The sequence below is a fragment of the Coprococcus sp. HPP0074 genome, from assembly GCF_964238105.1.
GTDB classification, from domain to species: domain Bacteria; phylum Bacillota; class Clostridia; order Lachnospirales; family Lachnospiraceae; genus Faecalimonas; species Faecalimonas umbilicata.
This window is the reverse complement of sequence record NZ_CAXSKS010000001.1, coordinates 309,065-328,779: the sequence shown is the minus strand read 5'-3', so window position 1 is coordinate 328,779 and position 19,715 is coordinate 309,065. Positions and strand designations below refer to the sequence as shown.

Below are 19,715 nucleotides of genomic sequence, written 5' to 3'. Positions count from 1 at the left end.
GTGAGGAATGTACAGTCGTGCAATCTTTTTATGTTGGGAGGAATGAAGTGTGAGAAAATACTGGTATCGGAGGAGTCTGATGATCCTTCTTCTGTTCACGGTGCTGGTAGGCGGTGGCGCCTGCATCGTAAAATATCAGACAATCTCGCAGAAAAGAGAAGTGAGTACGGAGGAAATCAGCGAGGAATATCTGATTCCCGGGGGAATGCCAATCGGGATATATATGGAGACGAACGGTGTGATGGTGCTGGGAACAGATGCGATCGAGGGGACAGACGGAGATAAATATAAACCGGCAGATCATATCGTTCGACAGGGAGATTATATTACAGGGATCAATGATGAGGTGATCACAAACAAAAAAGAATTGATTGCGGCAGTAAAAAAGCTTGATGATGAAAATGTTGTGCTTCATCTTCGCAGAAAAGACCAGCCCGTAGATGTGCGGCTGAAGGCAGTGGAAAGCAGTGAGGAAGAATATCGTCTCGGAATCTGGGTGCGGGACAATGCCCAGGGACTTGGCACAGTGACTTTCTTAAATGGAAATAGTCAGTTTGGTGCACTTGGGCATGGAATCCACGATGTAGATACCAATGAGCTTTTGGAAATCGCCAAAGGAAGTCTCTACGAAACAAGTATCAGTGCAATCCAGAAAGGGGAGGATGGAAGTCCAGGCGGGATGGAAGGTGTGATCGTGTACAACCGATATAATATTCTCGGGGAGATCACGGAAAATACAGATGCGGGAATATTCGGTACGGTAGACCGGATCCATGAATTATTTGCGGATGAGACACCGCTGAAAGCAGGGAGAAAGACAGAGATCCAAAGAGGACCGGCAAAAATCAGGTGCTGTGTAGATGGTGTTGTCAGAGAATATGATGTCAATATATTGAAAGTGGATCTCTCGGAGCGGGAAGTCAATAAGGGGATCGTGTTGGAAGTGACAGATAAAGAACTTCTTGAGAAGACGGGCGGGATTATCCAGGGGATGAGCGGAAGCCCAATCATCCAGAATGACAAGATCATTGGAGCGGTAACTCATGTGTTTGTGCAGGATGCGAAGAAAGGCTATGGTATTTTTATCGAAAATATGTTGGAACATGTAAAATCCTGACAGGACTGTCGAATAATGAGGAACCCTTTTTCTTGATTCGCCACCTATGGCAAGTCTATAATGAATGCTGTGGAATGAAGGCAGAAATTGAAGGAGGATGTAGCCATGGGAAAACTGAATGTAGCTATTGCTGACGATAATGAGAGAATGTTGGATCTTCTTGGGGAACTGATCGATCGGGACAAGGAACTGACACTGGTTGGAAAAGCGAACAATGGGGAGGATATGTGCAAAATTATAGAACAAAAACAGCCGGATGTCGTCCTTTTGGATCTGATCATGCCGAAAATGGACGGATTGAGTGTGATGGAACAGATCAATACAGATAAAAAAATCAAAAAGCATCCGAGTTTTATCGTTGTGACAGCTGTCGGACAGGAACAAATGACAGAAGATGCCTTTGAAAAAGGAGCGAATTACTATATTATGAAGCCGTTTAATAACCGGATGCTGTTAGATAAGATCAAACATGTGAATCGAGTTTACCGCCCGGCAGCCCCGGACCGGGAACTGGAAAGCAGCAGGAAAGATCTGCCGGAGTATGATCTTGAGGAGGAAGTAACCGATATGATTCACGAGATTGGGATTCCTGCACATATCAAAGGATATCATTATCTGCGGGATGCGATCATAATGGCTGTGGAAGATATGGATGTGCTAAATGCAATTACAAAAATCCTCTATCCGACTGTTGCGAAGAAAAATCAGACAACATCAAGCCGGGTAGAGCGGGCGATCCGCCATGCGATTGAGGTGGCATGGACGAGGGGGAAATTGGAGACGATCGATGAAATGTTCGGATATACGGTCAGCAGCGGAAAGGGGAAACCGACTAACTCGGAATTTATCGCACTTCTTGCGGATACTATCCGTCTGAGAGGAAGACGCAGGCAGCTTGTGGAATAAAAAGGACTCAGTTCTATCTTATGTCTTTTCATTTTTCTGAAAATACGATATAATAACAGAAAGTAAAAAGTTTGGAGGGAATCATATGAAAAGGATTTTGTTCGCAGCGTCAGAGTGTGTGCCGTTTATCAAGACCGGGGGACTTGCAGATGTTGTAGGTTCGCTGCCGAAATACTTTGATAAAGAGAAGTATGATGTCAGAGTCATGCTTCCGAAATATATGTGTATGAAAGAAGAGTGGAAAGAAAAATTAGAGTATCGGACTCATTTTTATATGGACTTGAATTGGAGAACACAGTATGTCGGTGTGTTGGAATATGTGCACGATGGTGTGACATTTTATTTTATTGACAATGAATTTTATTTTAATGGGTTTGCCCCTTATGGCAATATCTATGAAGACATTGAGAAATTTGCCTTTTTCTCCAAGGCAGTTTTAAGTACGCTTCCGGTGATCGATTTCCGGCCGGATATCATTCATTGCCATGATTGGCAGACAGGGTTGATCCCGATTTATCTTGATAATTTCCGGTATTCCAATGAATACTATCGGAACATTAAGACGATCATGACGATACATAATCTGAAATTCCAGGGAACGTGGGATACAAAGACGGTGAGGGATATCACAGGATTGCCGGATTACTATTTTGTTCCGGATAAGCTTGAAGCATACAAGGATGCCAACTATCTGAAAGGCGGAATTGTCTATGCAGATCGCATTACAACGGTGAGTAACTCTTATGCAGAGGAGATCAAGATGCCGTTTTATGGAGAAAATCTTGATGGGCTGATGCGTGCACGGGCAAACTGCCTGCAGGGAATCGTGAACGGAATAGATTATGATGTCTATAATCCAAAGACAGATGAATTGATTACGAATAACTTCTCGGTGGAAAATTTCCGCAAAGAGAAAGCGAAAAATAAACTGGCGCTTCAGGAAGAACTTGGACTGGAGAAAAACGCAAAGACCATGATGATCGGAATCGTATCAAGACTGACAGACCAGAAAGGATTGGATCTGATTGCCTACATGATGGATGAGTTATGTCAGGAGAATATCCAGCTTGTCGTACTTGGAACCGGAGAAGAACGCTATGAGAATATGTTCCGCCATTTTGCATGGAAGTATCAGGGAAAAGTCTCGGCGAACATTTATTATTCAGAAGCACTGTCACATAAGATCTATGCATCGTGCGATGCGTTTTTAATGCCATCACTATTTGAACCATGTGGATTAAGTCAGCTGATGAGTCTGCGCTACGGAACACTTCCGATCGTGCGAGAGACGGGAGGACTGAAAGATACGGTGGTTCCGTACAATGAATTTGACAAGACCGGAACCGGATTCAGTTTTGCAAACTACAATGCACATGAGATGATGGACATCATACGTTATGCAGAACATATTTATTATGATAAGAAGAGAGATTGGAATAAGATTGTAGAACATGCAATGCAGCAGGATTTTTCCTGGGATAATTCTGCAAAGCAGTATGAGCAGTTGTACGATGATTTGATCTAAGGCACACCCAAAATAACAGCATGAGAATATTGCAGCTAAGGAGATTACGAGAAGATGAAGATTATAGATAAATTACAGGAGAACAAAATACATATTTCATTTGAGATTTTTCCACCAAAGACGGATGCAGGAATTGAGGCCGTTTTAAGCGCCACAGAGCAGATCGCGAAGCTTGCACCTGCGTTCATAAGCGTCACTTACGGCGCAGGAGGCGGAACGAGCAAGAATACTGTACAGATTGCCTCGGATATTCAAAAGAAAATGGGTGTGACCAGCCTGGCGCATCTGACCTGTGCTTCTTCGACAAAAGAGGAAGTGTTGTCGGTGGTAGACCGATTAAGGGCGGAGGGGATTGAAAATATCCTGGCACTGCGCGGAGATATTCCGGAAGGGCGGGAATTTCCGGAGACAGACCAGTATCATTACGCATATGAACTGATCCGAGAGATTAAAAAGCAGGGCGATTTTTGCATTGGGGCGGCATGTTATCCAGAGGGCCATGTGGAAAATGAACACAAAGAAGATGACATCGCTTATCTGAAGCAGAAGGTAGACTGTGGAGTGGATTTTCTTACAACGCAGATGTTTTTTGACAATGCGATTCTCTATAACTTCCTCTATCGTATTCGGGAAAAAGGGATTACTGTTCCGGTACTCCCGGGAATCATGCCTGTCACAAACAGCAGACAGATGACGAGAATCTGCAAATTATCCGGAACGGTTCTGCCGCAGCGGTTCCATGCGATCTTAGACCGTTTCGGGGAGAAGCCGGAAGCGATGAAGCAGGCGGGAATCGCTTATGCGACAGACCAGATCATTGATCTGATCGCCAACGGAATTGATCACATCCATATTTACTCAATGAATAAGCCGGAAGTGGCGGCAGCGATTATGACAAATCTGTCAGAGATTTTGAGGTAATGCCGATGGAAATGCGGATAAAGGAAGCAATCCGCTATCTTGGCTATGGAAGACATGCGGTAGATGATGGAACATTTGCACTGATCACAGAAGTTTTTAGAGAACTTGATCAGATAAAATGTGCGAAGTCAGTCTATCGCATTTTTGATTTGCAGGTCAAAGGAGCGGATCAGATAGAAATTGGCGGATGGACAGTCACAAGCAAAAACCTCTCAAAAAATCTTACGGGATGTGATCAAATTGTTTTGTTTGGGGCGACGCTTGGGACGGAGGTGGACAGATGGATCCGGAGATACTCTCTGACAGATATGGCGAAGGCGGTTGTCGGTCAGGCATGTGCTGCTGCGGAATTGGAAGAGTATTGTGATGACTGTCAAAAGAAAATCGCAGAAGAGTATCAGAGACAGGGAAGGTATCTGCGCCCGCGGTTTAGTCCGGGATACGGAGATTTCTCAATTTCCTGTCAGGAGACACTGATGCGGATGTTAGACTGTGCGAAGACGATCGGTCTTACCCTCACAGGAGGAGGGATGATGACACCGACAAAATCTGTCACCGCAGTGATTGGAGCCAGCACAGAACAACAGCCATGCCATATCAAAGGATGTGAGGCGTGTGAGAAGAAGGATTGTTTATACAGAAGGAGTAGTTAGAGGATGCTGTTAGAACGTTTGGGAAAAGAATTACTGTTTCTCGATGGAGGAATGGGCACATTGTTACAGGAGAAAGGGTTACAGCCGGGAGAACTTCCAGAGAGCTGGAACTTAAAAAGACCGGAAGAAGTCATTGCGATCCACCAGAATTATTTTGAGGCGGGAAGCGATATTGTACTGACAAATACTTTTGGCGCGAATGCGTTGAAGTTTCACAGTGAAGACTGTCCTTTACAGGAGGTTGTCACCAGAGCTGTGGAAAATGTGCGGGAGGCGGCACGGCGTGGTGTCAAAGATGGCAGAGAAATCTATGTGGGTCTGGATATCGGACCGACCGGAAAGTTGTTAAAGCCGATGGGAGATCTTGCCTTTGAAGATGCCTATGAGGCATTTGCAGAAGTAATGGAATATGGTGAGAAAGCCGGAGCAGATCTCATTCATATTGAGACGATGAGCGATACTTATGAAGTGAAGGCAGCAGTTCTCGCGGCGAAAGAGCGCACAAGTCTTCCCGTATTTGCAACGATGATCTTTGATGAACGCGGAAAGCTTTTGACTGGGGGAGACGTTCCTTCGGTGGTTGCGATGCTGGAAGGACTTCGTGTGGATGCCCTCGGAATCAACTGTGGTATGGGACCGGAGCAGATGCTTTCGATTTTGGAGGAGCTTTTGACTTACACGTCACTGCCTGTGATCGTAAAGCCAAATGCAGGACTTCCGAAACAGCGGGACGGGCAGACTTACTACGATGTAGTGCCGGAAGAATTTGCGTCTACGATGAAACTGATTGTAGAGAAGGGCGCCTGTATTATCGGGGGGTGTTGCGGAACAACACCGGCACATATCCGACAGATGACAACACTATGTCAGGGGATGAGAGCAGTTCCGCCGGTAAAGAAGCATCATACACTCGTATCTTCTTATGGAACCTGCATAAGTTTTGGAAGAAAGCCTGTCATCATTGGAGAACGCATCAATCCAACTGGGAAAAAGAAATTAAAACAGGCATTGAAAGACGGAGATTTTGACTATATCCTGAAAGAAGGGATTATGCAGCAGGAGAAAGGCGCGCATATTCTAGATGTCAATGTAGGACTTCCCGACATCGATGAAGTGGCAGTGATGGAAAAAGTGGTGACAGAACTTCAGAGCGTCACAAGCCTTCCACTTCAGATTGATACGGTGCTTCCGGAAGCGATGGAACGTGCGATGAGGATTTATAATGGAAAGCCGATGATCAACTCTGTCAATGGGAAACAGGAGTCGATGGACCAGGTGTTTCCACTGGTGCAGAAGTATGGTGGCGTCGTTGTTGCACTGACGATCGATGAAGACGGCATCCCGGATACGGCAGAGGGGCGTCTTGCAATTGCGGAAAAAATCATCTGTGAGGCGGAAAAATATGGGATCGATCGGAAAGACATTGTTGTTGATGTGCTTGCGATGACGATCAGTTCGGAACCGGAAGGAGCGCTTGTGACATTGAAAGCATTAAAACTCGTGCGGGAAGTATGCAAAGTAAATACGGTGCTTGGCGTATCCAATATATCTTTTGGACTTCCGAAACGTCCTGTGATCAATGCGCATTTTTATACGATGGCGATGCAGCAAGGGCTTACATCGGCAATCATCAATCCGTTCTCAGAGGAGATGATGAATTCTTATTATGCGTTTTGTGCGCTGATGAACTATGATGAGAACTGTGCTTCCTATATCGAGCGGTACAGCAAAACTGTCGAGGAGGAACAACAGTCTATAGCGGGCAGTCCGACGCAGGCAGGGCAGGAGACGTCCCGGGCGGGAGAAATGTCACTGCAGACAGCGATCGAACGTGGATTAAAGGAAGAGGCGGGACATCTTACGAGAGAGCTCGTCAGAGAAAAAGAGCCGCTTGCGATCATCCAGGAACAGTTGATCCCGGCGCTGGATGTTGTTGGAAAAGGATTTGAGAAGGGAACGATCTTTCTTCCGCAGCTTCTGATGAGTGCAGAGGCAGCGAAAGAAGCATTTGCCGTGTTGAAAGAAGTGCTGGAACGAAGCGGACAAAAAGAGCAGAAGAAAGGAAAAGTGATTCTTGCTACAGTCAAAGGAGATATCCATGACATCGGGAAGAATATCGTGAAAGTCCTGCTGGAAAATTATAGTTTTGATGTGATCGATCTTGGAAAGGATGTGGATCCGGAGGTGATTGTGCATACTGCAAAACAAGAGGGGATCAGACTGGTCGGACTGAGCGCGCTGATGACTACGACTGTTGTGAGCATGGAAGAGACGATCCGATTGCTTCGGGAACACTGTCCGGACTGCAAAGTGATGGTCGGAGGTGCTGTTTTAAATCCAGAATATGCAGAGATGATCGGGGCTGATTTCTATGGAAAAGATGCCATGCAGTCTGTCTATTATGCGCAGCGTGTATTTGCATAAGGACCTCTCATATAAGATAGCAATCTACTTCCAAATATGGAAGTGGGAGGGTGGAAACGAGTTACATTGTATCTGAAAGAATGCATCCGAGAACATTGACAAACGATTAACACTCTTTTATGATTAAATGTAGTAATGTATCGGAGCCGATGTCCGATGGAAAAGCAGCTTGTGACATTGTAAAAATGTCATGGATATATGCTGGAAAGATAAAGGAGGAAGAAGAATGGGAATGCGAGGATTAGAAACACCTGTCAGAAAAATCAGAAGACAAGTATTCCGTGAAGTATCGAAAGTAGCATTTGAGTCAACATCAGAGAATCTGATTGAAGAGATTGAGGAAATCCCATATCGTCTTGTGACGGAGGATGGAGAAAAATATAGGGACAGTATGTATCGTGCGAGAGCTGTTGTCAGTGAGCGTGTACGCCTTGCGATGGGAATGTCTTTGCGTCCGGAAGACCGTCCGGTTCATATTACAGCAGGAGTGGAAGAAAGTAATATTTCTGAGAAGTATTATGAGCCGCCGCTCATGCAGGTTGTGCCATCCGCGTGTGCTGCGTGCGAAGAGCGTGGATATGAGGTCAGCAATATGTGTAAAGGATGTCTGGCACATCCATGTGCAGAGGTCTGTCCAAAAGATGCAATCTCTATGGTAAACGGACATTCTTATATTGATCAGTCAAAATGTATCAAGTGTGGAAAATGTAAGTCTGCCTGTCCATACGATGCAATTGCAAAAAAAGAGCGCCCATGCGCGAGAGCATGCGGAGTAAATGCGATTGTCAGTGACAAAGTAGGAAGAGCAAAGATTGACAATGAGAAATGTGTTTCCTGTGGAATGTGTATGGTAAGCTGTCCATTCGGAGCAATCTCGGATAAGTCACAGATCTTTCAGTTGGGAAGAGCGCTCAGAGAAGGTGGCGAGATCATTGCAGAGATTGCACCTGCCTTTGTTGGACAGTTTGGAACGGATGTCACACCAAGAAAAATTAAGTCTGCATTATTGGACTTAGGATTCAGCGAAGTATATGAGGTCGCACTGGGAGCGGATATTGGAGCTGTTTCAGAGGCGCATCACTATGCGGAAAAAGTAGCTACGGGAGAGTTGCCATTCCTTCTGACGTCCTGCTGCCCATCGTGGTCTATGCTTACAAAGAAATTTTTCCCGGACCTTGTAGACGAAGTTTCTCAGGAATTGACACCGATGGTTGCGACTGCAAGGACGATCAAACAGAAGCATCCAAATGCAAAGGTGGTATTTATCGGTCCGTGTGCGTCAAAGAAACTAGAGGCATCAAGAAGAAGTGTGCGCAGTGATGTGGATTTTGTGATCACTTTTGAAGAACTGCAGGCGATGTTTGATGCGAAAGACATTGATTTTGATAATTATGAAGGAGAATCCTCTTTCCATGATGCAACCGGAGCTGGCCGTGGATATGCAGTGGCAGGTGGTGTCGCAAATGCGATCGAGCAGTGTATCAATGAGTATTATCCGGATATCGATGTGAAGATCGAACATGCAGAAGGACTTGCAGATTGTAAAAAATTGTTGACACTTGCAAAGGCAGGCAAGATGAATGGATGTCTGATCGAAGGAATGGGATGTCCGGGAGGATGTGTTGCCGGAGCGGGAACGAATCTTCCGGTGAATAAAGCACAGGCAGAACTGAAAAAATTTGTGTCAACTTCCACTAAAAAACTTCCGCCAAAAGAACTGGCAGAGATTGAGTTGAATTAGAAGCGGAAGGAAGAGGCTTTGCACGGCTTTACAAATGCAGAGTGCTGTGTTATGATAACAGAAGAAAAGTCGGAGAGAAAGATCCGAATGGAGGGAAGAATATGGCATTTTTTGCAGAACTTATTATCACAGTTGTGAAAATGGTATTTCTGATGGCAGTAGCAGTTCTTGGAGTCAAAGCCGGACATGCTCTGCGTGTCAGAAAAGAAAAGAAATAAGAAAATCCCCTTTCAAATGAAAAGGAGAAGGAACACTGCCTATGAGAGAGAGATTGCAGTAAGTTTTCAGGTCTGTCCGGCAGAGAATGCCGCAGACAGACAGCGTATGCGATCTCAGTTGAATAGGCAGTGTTTTTTATTACAGAAGTGTAATCTTTTTGCCGCCTGGATCAGAACGGTATGTTTTCTGCTGTCTGTTCATTGACAAGGCAGGCAAACCTATTTATAATTAGGAAGTATTTAGCAAGTAAGTCGATCAGACATGAAATAGTTTGCCTTAGGAGGAAAAGTATGAAACAATACGGAGTAAATGAATTGAGAAAGATGTTCCTTGAATTTTTTGAGAGCAAAGGACATCTTGCAATGAAGAGTTTTTCACTGGTGCCGCACAATGACAACAGTCTGCTCCTGATCAACTCGGGAATGGCGCCGCTGAAACCATATTTTACAGGACAGGAGATTCCACCGCGCAAGCGCGTGACAACCTGCCAGAAGTGTATCCGTACCGGAGATATTGAGAATGTCGGAAAGACAGCACGCCACGGTACATTTTTTGAGATGCTTGGAAATTTCTCTTTCGGAGATTACTTTAAGAGAGAAGCTATCCAGTGGTCATGGGAATTTTTGACAGAAGTGGTAGGACTTGATGCAGACCGCTTATATCCGTCTGTGTATGTGGATGATGAGGAAGCATTTGAGATCTGGAACAAGGAGATGGGAATTCCGGCAGAGCGTATCTTTAAGTTTGGAAAAGCAGATAATTTCTGGGAGCATGGAGCTGGTCCATGTGGTCCATGTTCTGAGATCTACTATGACCGCGGGGAGAAATACGGATGCGGAAGCCCGGATTGTACAGTTGGATGTGAATGTGACAGATATATGGAGATTTGGAACAATGTATTCACTCAGTTTGACAACGATGGACATGGAAATTATTCTGAGTTAGAGCAGAAGAATATCGATACCGGTATGGGATTGGAACGTCTTGCTTCTGTTGTGCAGGATGTAGATTCTATTTTTGATGTGGATACTGTCAAAGCACTTCGTGATAAAGTGTGTGAAGCAGCGAACGTGACTTACAAGAAAGATGCGGATCAGGACGTATCGATCCGTCTGATCACCGATCATATCCGCTCTGCAACATTTATGATTTCAGATGGAATCATGCCGACAAACGAAGGACGCGGGTATGTGCTTCGCCGTCTGATCCGCCGCGCGGCAAGACATGGCCGTCTTCTTGGAATTGAAGGAAAATTCCTTGCAAAATTAAGTGAGACAGTCATCGAAGGTTCCAAAGACGGGTATCCGGAATTAGATGAAAAGAAAGAGTTTATCTTCAATGTGCTGACGCAGGAGGAAGATAAGTTTGACAAGACAATCGATCAGGGATTGCATATTCTCTCGGTGATGCAGGAAGAGATGAATCAGGCCGGAGAAAAGGTACTTTCTGGAGAAAATGCATTTAAACTGTATGATACTTATGGATTTCCACTTGATCTGACAAAAGAGATTTTGGAAGAAAAAGGTTATGGAATTGACGAGGAAGGTTTCCAGGTAGCAATGGAAAAACAGAGAGTCCAGGCAAGAGAAGCCCGCAAAGAGACAAACTATATGGGTGCAGATGCGACTGTATATGATGAAATCGATCCGTCTGTCACAACCGAATTTGTCGGATATGACACACTGTCCTGTGATTCTAAGATCACAGTGCTTACAACAGAAAGTGAGATCACGGAAGCGGTTGCAGATGGACAGAGAGCTACAATCTTCGTAGAGAAGACACCGTTTTATGCTACAATGGGTGGACAGGAAGGTGATACTGGAATCATCCATACTGCAGATGCAGAGTTCGCAGTAGAAGAGACGATCAAGCTGCTCGGAGGAAAATTCGGACACATCGGTCGTGTGACAAAGGGAATGTTCCGTACAGGAGATACTGTGACACTTGAGGTGAAATCGAAAGAACGTTTGAATACATGTAAGAATCACAGTGCAACACATCTGCTCCAGAAGGCATTAAAAACAGTACTCGGATCTCATGTAGAGCAGAAAGGTTCTCTTGTGACACCAGACAGACTTCGTTTTGACTTCGCACATTTTTCTGCGATGACAAGAGAAGAGATTGAGGCAGTAGAAGCGCTTGTAAATGAAGAAATCGCAAAGAACAATCCGGTCGTAACAGAAGTAATGAACGTGGAAGAGGCGAAAAAGACAGGTGCGATGGCACTTTTCGGAGAAAAGTACGAAGAAGATGTGCGCGTTGTCACAATGGGAGACTTCTCTAAAGAACTTTGCGGTGGAACACATGTAAGTAATACTGGTCTGATCACAACATTTAAGATCGTGTCCGAATCCGGTGTGGCAGCAGGTGTGCGCCGTATTGAAGCACTGACTGGAGACGGTGTATTTGCTTATTATAAAGCACAGGAACAGAAGCTTGCAGAAGCGGCAAAATTATTAAAAGCAACACCAGAGAATCTGGCGGAGAAAATCAGTCATCTGCTCGCAGAGACAAAGTCACTTCACAGTGAGATCGAAAGCTTAAAGAGCAAAGCGGCTCAGGAAGCTGTCGGCGATGTGATGAATCAGGTAGAGGAGATCTGCGGAGTGAAAGTGCTTGCAGTCCGTGTGGAAGATGTAGACATGGGAGGACTTCGTGAGCTTGGCGATCAGTTAAAAGAAAAACTCGGAGAAGGAGTTGTAGTGATCGCTTCAGCAGCAGGTGGTAAGGTTAGCCTGATGGCGACAGCTACAGAAGGTGCGTTAAAGAAAGGTGCCCATGCAGGAAATCTGATCAAAGCAATTGCTGGTCTTGTAGGTGGAGGCGGCGGAGGTCGTCCGAATATGGCGCAGGCCGGCGGAAAGAATCCAGAAGGAATTGACGCAGCATTGTCGAAAGCGAAAGAAGTGTTAGCAGAACAGATTCAGTAGATGCGTGCAAACTGGTTGATTTTTTTGAAAAAGTCTGAAAAAAGAAGAAAAAAGTAATAAAAATCATTCCGGAAATTTACAGGAAACTATTGACGAAATCAAAAAATATGCTATAATCATATGTAGTGCAATAAAAATACCCGAACAGTCGTATGATGCACAATATAGGGCTGGAGGGGAGGTTAGGTGTGAGACTATGTCAAATGTAATCGTAAAAGATAATGAGACGTTAGATAGCGCTTTACGCAGATTCAAAAGAAACTGTGCAAAAGCTGGTATTCAGCAGGAGATTCGTAAAAGAGAACATTACGAAAAACCAAGCGTAAGACGTAAAAAGAAATCTGAAGCTGCTAGAAAACGTAAATATAATTAATGAATATGTGCAGAAGTGAGGAGTGTTTTTACAAACACTCCTTTTTCAATGTGTAAAGATAGAAAGAGCTTAAATGGTTTCATATAAATGATGAGAAGAATACAAAAAGAGGAGAAAAAAGATGATAGATACTGTGATTTTTGATCTTGGGAAAGTGCTTGTTGAGTATGACTGGGAATCTTATCTAAAGCAGTTTTGTTTTGACGAGAAGACTTTTCAAGTGTTGGCAGATGCGATTTTCTTAAGTGAGGCCTGGATCCTTGGGGACCAGGGTGCTGTTACACCAGAAGAATGGCTGCAGTGCTTTCTTCAAAATGCACCGCATAATGAGAAGGAAGTGCGGCAAGTATTTGAAGGACTTGCGGGCTGCATACATAAATTCCCTTACACAGATCGTCTCATCGCTCATTTTCGTGAAAAAGGGTGCCGGATCTATTATCTTTCCAATTATTCGGAAGGATTATATGAAATGACAAAAGAGGAACTGGGATTTATCAATAGCTTTGACGGAGGTGTTTTTTCTTACAAAGAAAAATGTATAAAACCGGAAGAAAAGATATACAAAACCCTTCTGACGAGGTATAATATAAAACCGGAGAATGCGATATTCTTTGATGACAGACCGGAGAATGTAGAGGCGGCAAAGATGCTCGGCATCCAGGGTGTTGTTTTTACACCAGAAGTTGCAGAAGAATATCTTGGATAAATGAGAGGAAGGTACCGAATGAGAAAAGTAGTAAAATTTGGCGGGAGTTCGCTTGCAAATGCGGCTCAGTTTAAAAAAGTAGGAGAGATTATCCGGGCGGATCAGACAAGACGCTATGTAGTTCCATCTGCACCGGGAAAACGGCATATTAATGACACGAAAGTCACAGACATGCTCTACCACTGCTATGAGCTGGCAGAGAAAGGAAAGAAATTTCTTCCACTGTTAAACGAGATCAAAGCACGCTATGAAGAAATCATTGACGGACTTCAGCTGGAGTTGTCTCTTGACAAAGAATTTGAGGTGATCGCGGAACAGTTTTTAAAAAAGGCAGGAAGAGATTATGCGGCATCCAGAGGAGAATATCTGAATGGGATTGTTATGAGCAGTTATCTGGGCATCACGTTTATTGATGCGGCAGAAGTGATCTTTTTTGATAAGCAAGGAAATCTTGATCTGACACGGACCGAAGATGTACTCGCGAAACGTCTTGAAAATGCAAATCGTGCGGTGATTCCGGGATTTTACGGAATGGGAGCGGATGGAAAGATCCACACATTTTCAAGAGGAGGATCAGATATTACGGGATCGATCGTGGCAAAGGCTGCGAAGGCGGATATGTATGAGAACTGGACGGACGTCTCGGGATTTCTGATTGCAGATCCAAGGATTATCCACAATCCTCAGCCGATCGAGACAATCACATACAGAGAGTTGAGAGAGCTTTCTTATATGGGGGCCACAGTCCTGCACGAGGATGCTATCTTTCCGGTGAGAAAAGACGGAATTCCGATCAATATCCGCAATACCAATGCACCGCAAGATCCTGGTACGATGATCGTGGAAAGTACCTGCCGTCAGTCGAAGTATACGATCACCGGGATTGCAGGAAAAAAAGGATTTGCTTCGGTTCATATTGAAAAAGAAATGATGAATGCAGAGATCGGTTTTGGACGAAAAGTTCTTCAGATTTTTGAAGACAATGAGATTCCGTTTGAACATATGCCGTCAAGTATTGATACGATGACAGTGCTTGTGGATCAGTCTGTGTTTGAGGAGAAAGAGCAGGCTGTAATTTCCGGAATTCAGCGGGCAGTACAACCGGATCATATTCAGCTGGAATCAGACTTCGCCTTGCTTGCCGTTGTTGGACGAGGGATGGCGCGTGCGAGAGGAACAGCCGGGCGCATTTTCTCTGCTTTAGCACATGCAAATGTCAATGTCAAAATGATCGATCTTGGCTCCAGTGAGTTAAATATTATTATCGGAGTGAAAAATGAGGAGTTTGAAACTGCCATCCAGGCAATTTATGATATCTTTGTAAAAACGCAGATTTAACAGCTAAAGAGAGGACAGATGTATGAACATTTTATTTTTTCTAAGACCGAAGAGTGATCTTGCATATGTCTATGATAATCACACATTGCGACAGGTGTTAGAAACAATGGAGTATCATAAATATTCTTCTGTTCCGGTATTGAACCGGGAGGGAAAATATGTGGGAAGCATCACAGAGGGCGATCTTCTCTGGTGGATCAAGGATCATGCTAATCTTGACCTGAAAAAGGCGGAAAATATTCTGATGACAGAGGTTACAAGACGTTATGATTATCAGGCCGTGAATGCAGGCGCAAAGATGGAGGATTTGATCGACCGCGCGATGGAGCAGAATTTCGTCCCGGTCGTAGATGATCAGCAGAATTTTATCGGAATCATCACAAGACGCGAGATCATCAGCTACTGCTATAAGCATATGGAAAGAGGAATAAAAAGTATAAAAAAAATCAGTAAACCTATTGACACAATGAAAAACAGATGATAATATATAGGAGATGCCGCACAGCGAGGTATAAGAATCTTATTTAAGGTCACCAAAGCTGGCGAGTAATGATAATAGGAGGTGCCATATGTACGCAATTATAGCAACAGGTGGTAAACAGTACAAAGTAGCCGAAGGCGATATCATTAGAGTAGAGAAACTTGGTGTAGAAGCTGGAGAAACTTTCACATTTGACCAGGTGCTTGCAGTTAGCGATGCTGAATTAAAAGTTGGAAATCCGACAGTAGAAGGTGCAACAGTTACAGCTTCTGTAATCGGAGATGGAAAAGCTAAAAAAGTTATCGTTTACAAGTATAAGAGAAAAACTGGATACCATAAGAAAAATGGTCACAGACAGCAGTACACAGCTGTTAAGATCGAAAAGATCAACGCTTAATCAAGACCATGATTCAGGTAACGATTTTAAAAAATGAAAAGCATGCATGTGTTGGTTTTCGTACGAAAGGACATGCCGGAATGAGCGAGGCGGGGCAGGATATTGTTTGCGCAGCAGCTTCGGTACTGATCATTAATACAGTGAATGCAATTGACCGTTACACATCAGATGAGACAAGTTTGGTATCGGATGATGAGGAAGGTGTAATTGAATTTGAACTGCCAAATAGTCCTTCGGAGAGGGCTGCACTGTTGTTGGATGCGATGATTCTCGGTCTTGAGAGCATAGCAGATGACGAAAACTACGAGCAATATATTGATATAACATTTGAGGAGGTGTAAGACCATGATGAAATTAAACCTTCAATTTTTCGCTCACAAAAAGGGAGTTGGTTCTACAAAGAACGGTAGAGACTCTGAATCTAAGAGATTAGGTGCGAAAAGAGCTGACGGACAATTTGTAAAAGCTGGAAATATCCTTTACAGACAACGTGGAACAAAGATTCACCCAGGAGTTAACGTAGGACGCGGTGGAGATGATACTTTATTCGCTTTAGTTGACGGAGTTGTAAGATTCGAAAGAAAAGGAAGAGATAAGAAACAAGTTTCTATCTATCCAGTAGCAGAATAATAAGTATGAAAATAGGCTTCAAATCATCAGGTTTGGAGTCTTTTTTAAATTCTACTATCTATCATTACAAGATTCTGATATAATAATAGCATTCATGGAACAATAGAACAGAGAGATTGACATAGAAAGGAAACAAAAATATGTTTGCAGACAGAGCAAAAATTTATATCCGTTCCGGAAAAGGCGGGGATGGACATGCAAGTTTCCGGAGAGAATTGTATGTGCCAAACGGCGGACCGGACGGAGGAGACGGCGGAAAAGGCGGAGATGTGATCTTTGAAGTAGATGACGGACTCAACACACTTGCGGATTACCGTCATAGAAGAAAGTATGTCGCAAAAGATGGAGAACAGGGTGGAAAGCGCAGATGTCATGGGAAGAATGCGCCGGATATCATCCTGAAAGTTCCAGAAGGAACGATCATCAAAGAGGCAGAGTCTGACAAGGTGATCGCAGATATGTCCGGAGAAAATAGAAGACAGGTAATTCTCAGGGGAGGAAAAGGAGGACTTGGCAATCAGCATTTTGCAACTGCGACGATGCAGGTGCCGAAGTATGCACAGCCAGGACAGCCTGCACAGGAACTCTGGGTGAATCTGGAACTGAAAGTGATTGCGGATGTTGGGCTGATCGGATTTCCAAATGTAGGAAAATCGACGTTCCTCTCTCGTGTGACAAACGCAAATCCGAAGATTGCAAATTATCATTTTACAACATTGAATCCGAATTTAGGTGTTGTAGATTTTAAAGATGGCGGAGATGGCTTTGTAATCGCTGACATTCCGGGTCTGATCGAAGGAGCATCACAGGGAGTTGGATTGGGATATGAATTTTTACGTCACATTGAGCGTACAAAGATGATGATCCATGTCGTCGATGCAGCTTCTTCGGAAGGAAGAGATCCGATTGAGGATATTTATAAGATCAATGCAGAACTGGAAAATTACAACAGCGAGATCGCAAAGCGTCCGCAGGTGATCGCGGCAAATAAGACAGATTTGATTTATGCGGAGGATGAAGATCCGGTAGAGAAGATTCGGGCGGAGTTTGAGCCAAAAGGAATCAAAGTATTTCCGATTTCCGGTGTTTCCGGTGAGGGTGTGCAGGAACTTCTCTACTATGTACGTGAACAGCTAAAGACATTGGATATACCTCCGGTTATTTTTGAGCAGGAGTATTTCCCGGAGGAGGAATTAATTACGATCGATCTTCCTTATACGGTAGAGAAAGAAGACGATGTATATGTTGTGGAAGGGCCAAAGATCGAGAAGATGCTTGGTTACACCAATCTGGATTCCGAAAAGGGATTTGCGTTCTTCCAGAAATTCTTAAAAGATACCGGTATTCTTCAGCAGCTTGAAGATGCAGGCATCCAAGAAGGAGACACTGTGCGGATGTATGGTCTGCAGTTTGACTATTACAAATAGAAAAGAGTTTTTGACAGAGAAACAGAGGTGGATAAAAGATGACAACAAAACAGAGAGCATATTTAAAGAGTCTTGCTATGACGATGGATCCAATTTTCCAGATTGGTAAATCCAGCATGACACCTGCGCTTACCGAGGCGATCAGCGAGGCGCTGGAGGCAAGAGAACTGATTAAAATCAGTGTTTTAAAGAACTGTGCAGATGATCCAAAAGAACTTGCACAGTTGATCGCAGAACGAACACGGGCACAGGTTGTGCAGGTGATCGGAAAGAAAATCGTACTTTACAGAGAAGGAAAAGACAATAAAAAGAAAATTATTCTGCCGTAAAGGAGAATGAGAACAATGAAAATCGGAATCATGGGTGGGACATTTGATCCGATCCACAATGGTCATCTAATGCTCGGAGAGTACGCAGCCAGACAGTTCCGCCTTCAGAAAGTGTGGTTCCTGCCAAATGGAAATCCACCACACAAATCCGGGGAGATCTCAATCCGGCATCGGATTGAGATGGTGAAACTGGCTCTGGAAGGGCATGACCGTTTTGAATTGAATCTGTACGAGGCAGAGAAGGGAACCGTATCGTATTCTTATGATACGATACGGAACTTAAATGAACTTTACCCGGAACACGAATTTTATTTTATCATAGGTGCGGATTCGCTTTTTTCCATTGAGTCATGGAAATGTCCGCAAAGCCTTCTGTCTGACTGTACGATTCTGGCGGCATGCCGTGATGAGAAAGATCAGTCACAGGTACAGGAGCAGATTGATTATCTGAAGAAAAAGTATCAGGCAGGGATAGAACTGCTTCTCACACCGATGATGGATGTTTCCTCAAGTGATATCCGTCAGATGGTCCAGTATGGAATGGATATCAGCAGTCTTGTTCCGCCTGGAGTCAAAGAGTATATTCATGAGCACAGACTGTATCTTACGGAGGAAAAGGGAAAGTGAAAGAAAATGCAAACATTCATGCAATTAAAAAAGAAGTAAAACTACATCTCGACAGTGACAGATATGAGCATACGCTTGGAGTGATGTACACAGCCGCTTCACTGGCGATGTGCTACGGGGAAGATATTGAGAAGGCGATGACCGCAGGGGTGCTTCATGACTGTGCCAAAGGGATTCCAAACAGTAAGAAAATAAAGCTGTGCGAAAAATACCAGATCGAGGTCACAGAGTCTGAAAAGAAAAATCCAGAATTGCTGCATGCAAAGCTTGGCGCTTATATGGCAGTACACAAATATCATGTCGGTGATGAGACGATTGCGCAGGCAATCACATCTCATACGACCGGGCGGCCGGGAATGACACTTCTTGAGAAAATTATTTATATTGCAGATTTTATAGAACCGGGAAGGAAAGAGATTCCAAAACTGGACGAGATCCGAAGGATGTCTTTTCAAAATATTGATCAGGCATTGTTTACAATCTTGGAAAATTCTCTCGCCTATTTGCGGACACGGGATAAGGTGATCGATCCGATCACAGAGAAGACTTATCTATATTACAAAGACTTATTTGAAAAACGGACAGAGGAGGCATAAAAATGGATCACTCAAAAGAAATGGTGCGTCTTGCTTACGAGGCGCTGAGCGATAAAAAGGGAGAAGATATCCGTATCATCGATATCTCACAAGTATCTGTACTTGCAGATTATTTCATCATTGCAAATGGTTCCAGTGAAAATCAAGTAAAAGCGCTGGTCGACAACGTGGAAGAATATCTGCACAAAGGTGGATACGAAGTAAAACAAAGAGAAGGACAGGGACTCGGAAATTGGGTACTGTTAGATTTCGGCGACTTGATCGTGCATGTATTTGACAGAGAAAACCGTCTGTTCTATGATTTAGAGAGAATCTGGAGCGATGGAAGAACCGTGGAAATCGATTCTTTATAAGAAGCGGATGGAAAAACAGATG

General features: G+C 43.9%; 20 protein-coding genes. All 20 read left to right on the top strand.

The annotated features are described in order from the left end of the window. Positions 1-79 precede the first annotated feature (79 nt). The 20 genes from spoIVB (at position 80) to rsfS (ending at position 19,693) form a co-directional block, all read left to right on the top strand. Positions 80-1,117, top strand: coding sequence for a SpoIVB peptidase (spoIVB, locus tag ACESPO_RS01575; protein WP_016438978.1), 1,038 nt, complete (start codon positions 80-82; stop codon positions 1,115-1,117). 105 nt (positions 1,118-1,222) lie between these two features. After that, complete coding sequence (spo0A, locus tag ACESPO_RS01570; RefSeq protein WP_008975795.1) at positions 1,223-2,023, top strand: sporulation transcription factor Spo0A; 801 nt, start codon at positions 1,223-1,225, stop codon at positions 2,021-2,023. A gap of 85 nt (positions 2,024-2,108) precedes the next feature. Beyond that, a complete protein-coding gene (gene glgA / locus ACESPO_RS01565) occupies positions 2,109-3,548 on the top strand; it encodes a glycogen synthase GlgA (protein ID WP_008975794.1) in 1,440 nt (479 codons plus the stop codon). 54 nt (positions 3,549-3,602) lie between these two features. Then, complete coding sequence (gene metF / locus ACESPO_RS01560; protein WP_009261766.1) at positions 3,603-4,469, top strand: methylenetetrahydrofolate reductase [NAD(P)H]; 867 nt, start codon at positions 3,603-3,605, stop codon at positions 4,467-4,469. 5 nt (positions 4,470-4,474) lie between these two features. Next, positions 4,475-5,122, top strand: a complete 648-nt coding sequence (locus tag ACESPO_RS01555) for a vitamin B12 dependent-methionine synthase activation domain-containing protein (protein WP_008975792.1) — start codon at positions 4,475-4,477, stop codon at positions 5,120-5,122. A gap of 3 nt (positions 5,123-5,125) precedes the next feature. Further along, positions 5,126-7,546 (top strand): homocysteine S-methyltransferase family protein, encoded by a 2,421-nt coding sequence (locus tag ACESPO_RS01550; protein WP_336304944.1) that lies wholly within the window; start codon positions 5,126-5,128, stop codon positions 7,544-7,546. A gap of 226 nt (positions 7,547-7,772) precedes the next feature. Continuing rightward, complete coding sequence (locus tag ACESPO_RS01545; RefSeq protein WP_009261768.1) at positions 7,773-9,287, top strand: 4Fe-4S dicluster domain-containing protein; 1,515 nt, start codon at positions 7,773-7,775, stop codon at positions 9,285-9,287. A 509-nt stretch (positions 9,288-9,796) separates the two neighbouring features. Beyond that, a complete protein-coding gene (gene alaS / locus ACESPO_RS01540; RefSeq protein ID WP_336304945.1) occupies positions 9,797-12,436 on the top strand; it encodes an alanine--tRNA ligase in 2,640 nt (879 codons plus the stop codon). A gap of 196 nt (positions 12,437-12,632) precedes the next feature. Continuing rightward, on the top strand, positions 12,633-12,809 hold the full coding sequence (gene rpsU / locus ACESPO_RS01535; RefSeq protein WP_008975787.1) for a 30S ribosomal protein S21: 177 nt from the start codon (positions 12,633-12,635) through the stop codon (positions 12,807-12,809). Between the two features lie 121 nt (positions 12,810-12,930). Beyond that, the gene (locus tag ACESPO_RS01530) at positions 12,931-13,515 is read left to right on the top strand and encodes an HAD family hydrolase (RefSeq protein WP_008975786.1); all 585 of its coding nucleotides are present in this window, start codon (positions 12,931-12,933) and stop codon (positions 13,513-13,515) included. Between the two features lie 18 nt (positions 13,516-13,533). After that, positions 13,534-14,853, top strand: a complete 1,320-nt coding sequence (locus tag ACESPO_RS01525; protein ID WP_009261772.1) for an aspartate kinase — start codon at positions 13,534-13,536, stop codon at positions 14,851-14,853. Positions 14,854-14,875: 22 nt separating this feature from the next. Then, entirely contained in the window at positions 14,876-15,334 is a 459-nt protein-coding gene (locus ACESPO_RS01520; protein ID WP_009261773.1) for a CBS domain-containing protein, read from the top strand. Between the two features lie 88 nt (positions 15,335-15,422). Continuing rightward, positions 15,423-15,731: a 50S ribosomal protein L21 gene (gene rplU / locus ACESPO_RS01515; RefSeq protein WP_008975783.1), complete on the top strand. Its 309-nt coding sequence runs from the start codon at positions 15,423-15,425 to the stop codon at positions 15,729-15,731. Between the two features lie 8 nt (positions 15,732-15,739). Beyond that, a complete protein-coding gene (locus ACESPO_RS01510) occupies positions 15,740-16,072 on the top strand; it encodes a ribosomal-processing cysteine protease Prp (protein ID WP_009261774.1) in 333 nt (110 codons plus the stop codon). A 4-nt stretch (positions 16,073-16,076) separates the two neighbouring features. After that, the gene (gene rpmA, locus ACESPO_RS01505; protein WP_008975781.1) at positions 16,077-16,361 is read left to right on the top strand and encodes a 50S ribosomal protein L27; all 285 of its coding nucleotides are present in this window, start codon (positions 16,077-16,079) and stop codon (positions 16,359-16,361) included. A gap of 140 nt (positions 16,362-16,501) precedes the next feature. Continuing rightward, the gene (obgE, locus tag ACESPO_RS01500) at positions 16,502-17,788 is read left to right on the top strand and encodes a GTPase ObgE (RefSeq protein ID WP_336304947.1); all 1,287 of its coding nucleotides are present in this window, start codon (positions 16,502-16,504) and stop codon (positions 17,786-17,788) included. Between the two features lie 38 nt (positions 17,789-17,826). Further along, positions 17,827-18,117: a ribosome assembly RNA-binding protein YhbY gene (gene yhbY / locus ACESPO_RS01495; RefSeq protein ID WP_008975779.1), complete on the top strand. Its 291-nt coding sequence runs from the start codon at positions 17,827-17,829 to the stop codon at positions 18,115-18,117. A gap of 15 nt (positions 18,118-18,132) precedes the next feature. Next, positions 18,133-18,744 (top strand): nicotinate (nicotinamide) nucleotide adenylyltransferase, encoded by a 612-nt coding sequence (gene nadD, locus ACESPO_RS01490; protein ID WP_117576501.1) that lies wholly within the window; start codon positions 18,133-18,135, stop codon positions 18,742-18,744. Beyond that, complete coding sequence (gene yqeK / locus ACESPO_RS01485; protein ID WP_008975777.1) at positions 18,741-19,340, top strand: bis(5'-nucleosyl)-tetraphosphatase (symmetrical) YqeK; 600 nt, start codon at positions 18,741-18,743, stop codon at positions 19,338-19,340. The genes nadD and yqeK overlap by 4 nt, the downstream gene beginning before the upstream one ends. A 2-nt stretch (positions 19,341-19,342) precedes the next feature. Further along, positions 19,343-19,693, top strand: coding sequence for a ribosome silencing factor (rsfS, locus tag ACESPO_RS01480; protein ID WP_008975776.1), 351 nt, complete (start codon positions 19,343-19,345; stop codon positions 19,691-19,693). The last annotated feature ends 22 nt before the right edge of the window (positions 19,694-19,715 follow it).

What these genes read in the sequence shown, in the direction of transcription:
- spoIVB (WP_016438978.1), top strand. Translation starts at nt 80, where the DNA reads ATGATCCTTCTTCTGTTCACGGTGCTGGTAGGCGGTGGCGCCTGCATC.
- spo0A (WP_008975795.1), top strand. Translation starts at nt 1,223, where the DNA reads ATGGGAAAACTGAATGTAGCTATTGCTGACGATAATGAGAGAATGTTG.
- glgA (WP_008975794.1), top strand. Translation starts at nt 2,109, where the DNA reads ATGAAAAGGATTTTGTTCGCAGCGTCAGAGTGTGTGCCGTTTATCAAG.
- metF (WP_009261766.1), top strand. Translation starts at nt 3,603, where the DNA reads ATGAAGATTATAGATAAATTACAGGAGAACAAAATACATATTTCATTT.
- ACESPO_RS01555 (WP_008975792.1), top strand. Translation starts at nt 4,475, where the DNA reads ATGGAAATGCGGATAAAGGAAGCAATCCGCTATCTTGGCTATGGAAGA.
- ACESPO_RS01550 (WP_336304944.1), top strand. Translation starts at nt 5,126, where the DNA reads ATGCTGTTAGAACGTTTGGGAAAAGAATTACTGTTTCTCGATGGAGGA.
- ACESPO_RS01545 (WP_009261768.1), top strand. Translation starts at nt 7,773, where the DNA reads ATGGGAATGCGAGGATTAGAAACACCTGTCAGAAAAATCAGAAGACAA.
- alaS (WP_336304945.1), top strand. Translation starts at nt 9,797, where the DNA reads ATGAAACAATACGGAGTAAATGAATTGAGAAAGATGTTCCTTGAATTT.
- rpsU (WP_008975787.1), top strand. Translation starts at nt 12,633, where the DNA reads ATGTCAAATGTAATCGTAAAAGATAATGAGACGTTAGATAGCGCTTTA.
- ACESPO_RS01530 (WP_008975786.1), top strand. Translation starts at nt 12,931, where the DNA reads ATGATAGATACTGTGATTTTTGATCTTGGGAAAGTGCTTGTTGAGTAT.
- ACESPO_RS01525 (WP_009261772.1), top strand. Translation starts at nt 13,534, where the DNA reads ATGAGAAAAGTAGTAAAATTTGGCGGGAGTTCGCTTGCAAATGCGGCT.
- ACESPO_RS01520 (WP_009261773.1), top strand. Translation starts at nt 14,876, where the DNA reads ATGAACATTTTATTTTTTCTAAGACCGAAGAGTGATCTTGCATATGTC.
- rplU (WP_008975783.1), top strand. Translation starts at nt 15,423, where the DNA reads ATGTACGCAATTATAGCAACAGGTGGTAAACAGTACAAAGTAGCCGAA.
- ACESPO_RS01510 (WP_009261774.1), top strand. Translation starts at nt 15,740, where the DNA reads ATGATTCAGGTAACGATTTTAAAAAATGAAAAGCATGCATGTGTTGGT.
- rpmA (WP_008975781.1), top strand. Translation starts at nt 16,077, where the DNA reads ATGATGAAATTAAACCTTCAATTTTTCGCTCACAAAAAGGGAGTTGGT.
- obgE (WP_336304947.1), top strand. Translation starts at nt 16,502, where the DNA reads ATGTTTGCAGACAGAGCAAAAATTTATATCCGTTCCGGAAAAGGCGGG.
- yhbY (WP_008975779.1), top strand. Translation starts at nt 17,827, where the DNA reads ATGACAACAAAACAGAGAGCATATTTAAAGAGTCTTGCTATGACGATG.
- nadD (WP_117576501.1), top strand. Translation starts at nt 18,133, where the DNA reads ATGAAAATCGGAATCATGGGTGGGACATTTGATCCGATCCACAATGGT.
- rsfS (WP_008975776.1), top strand. Translation starts at nt 19,343, where the DNA reads ATGGATCACTCAAAAGAAATGGTGCGTCTTGCTTACGAGGCGCTGAGC.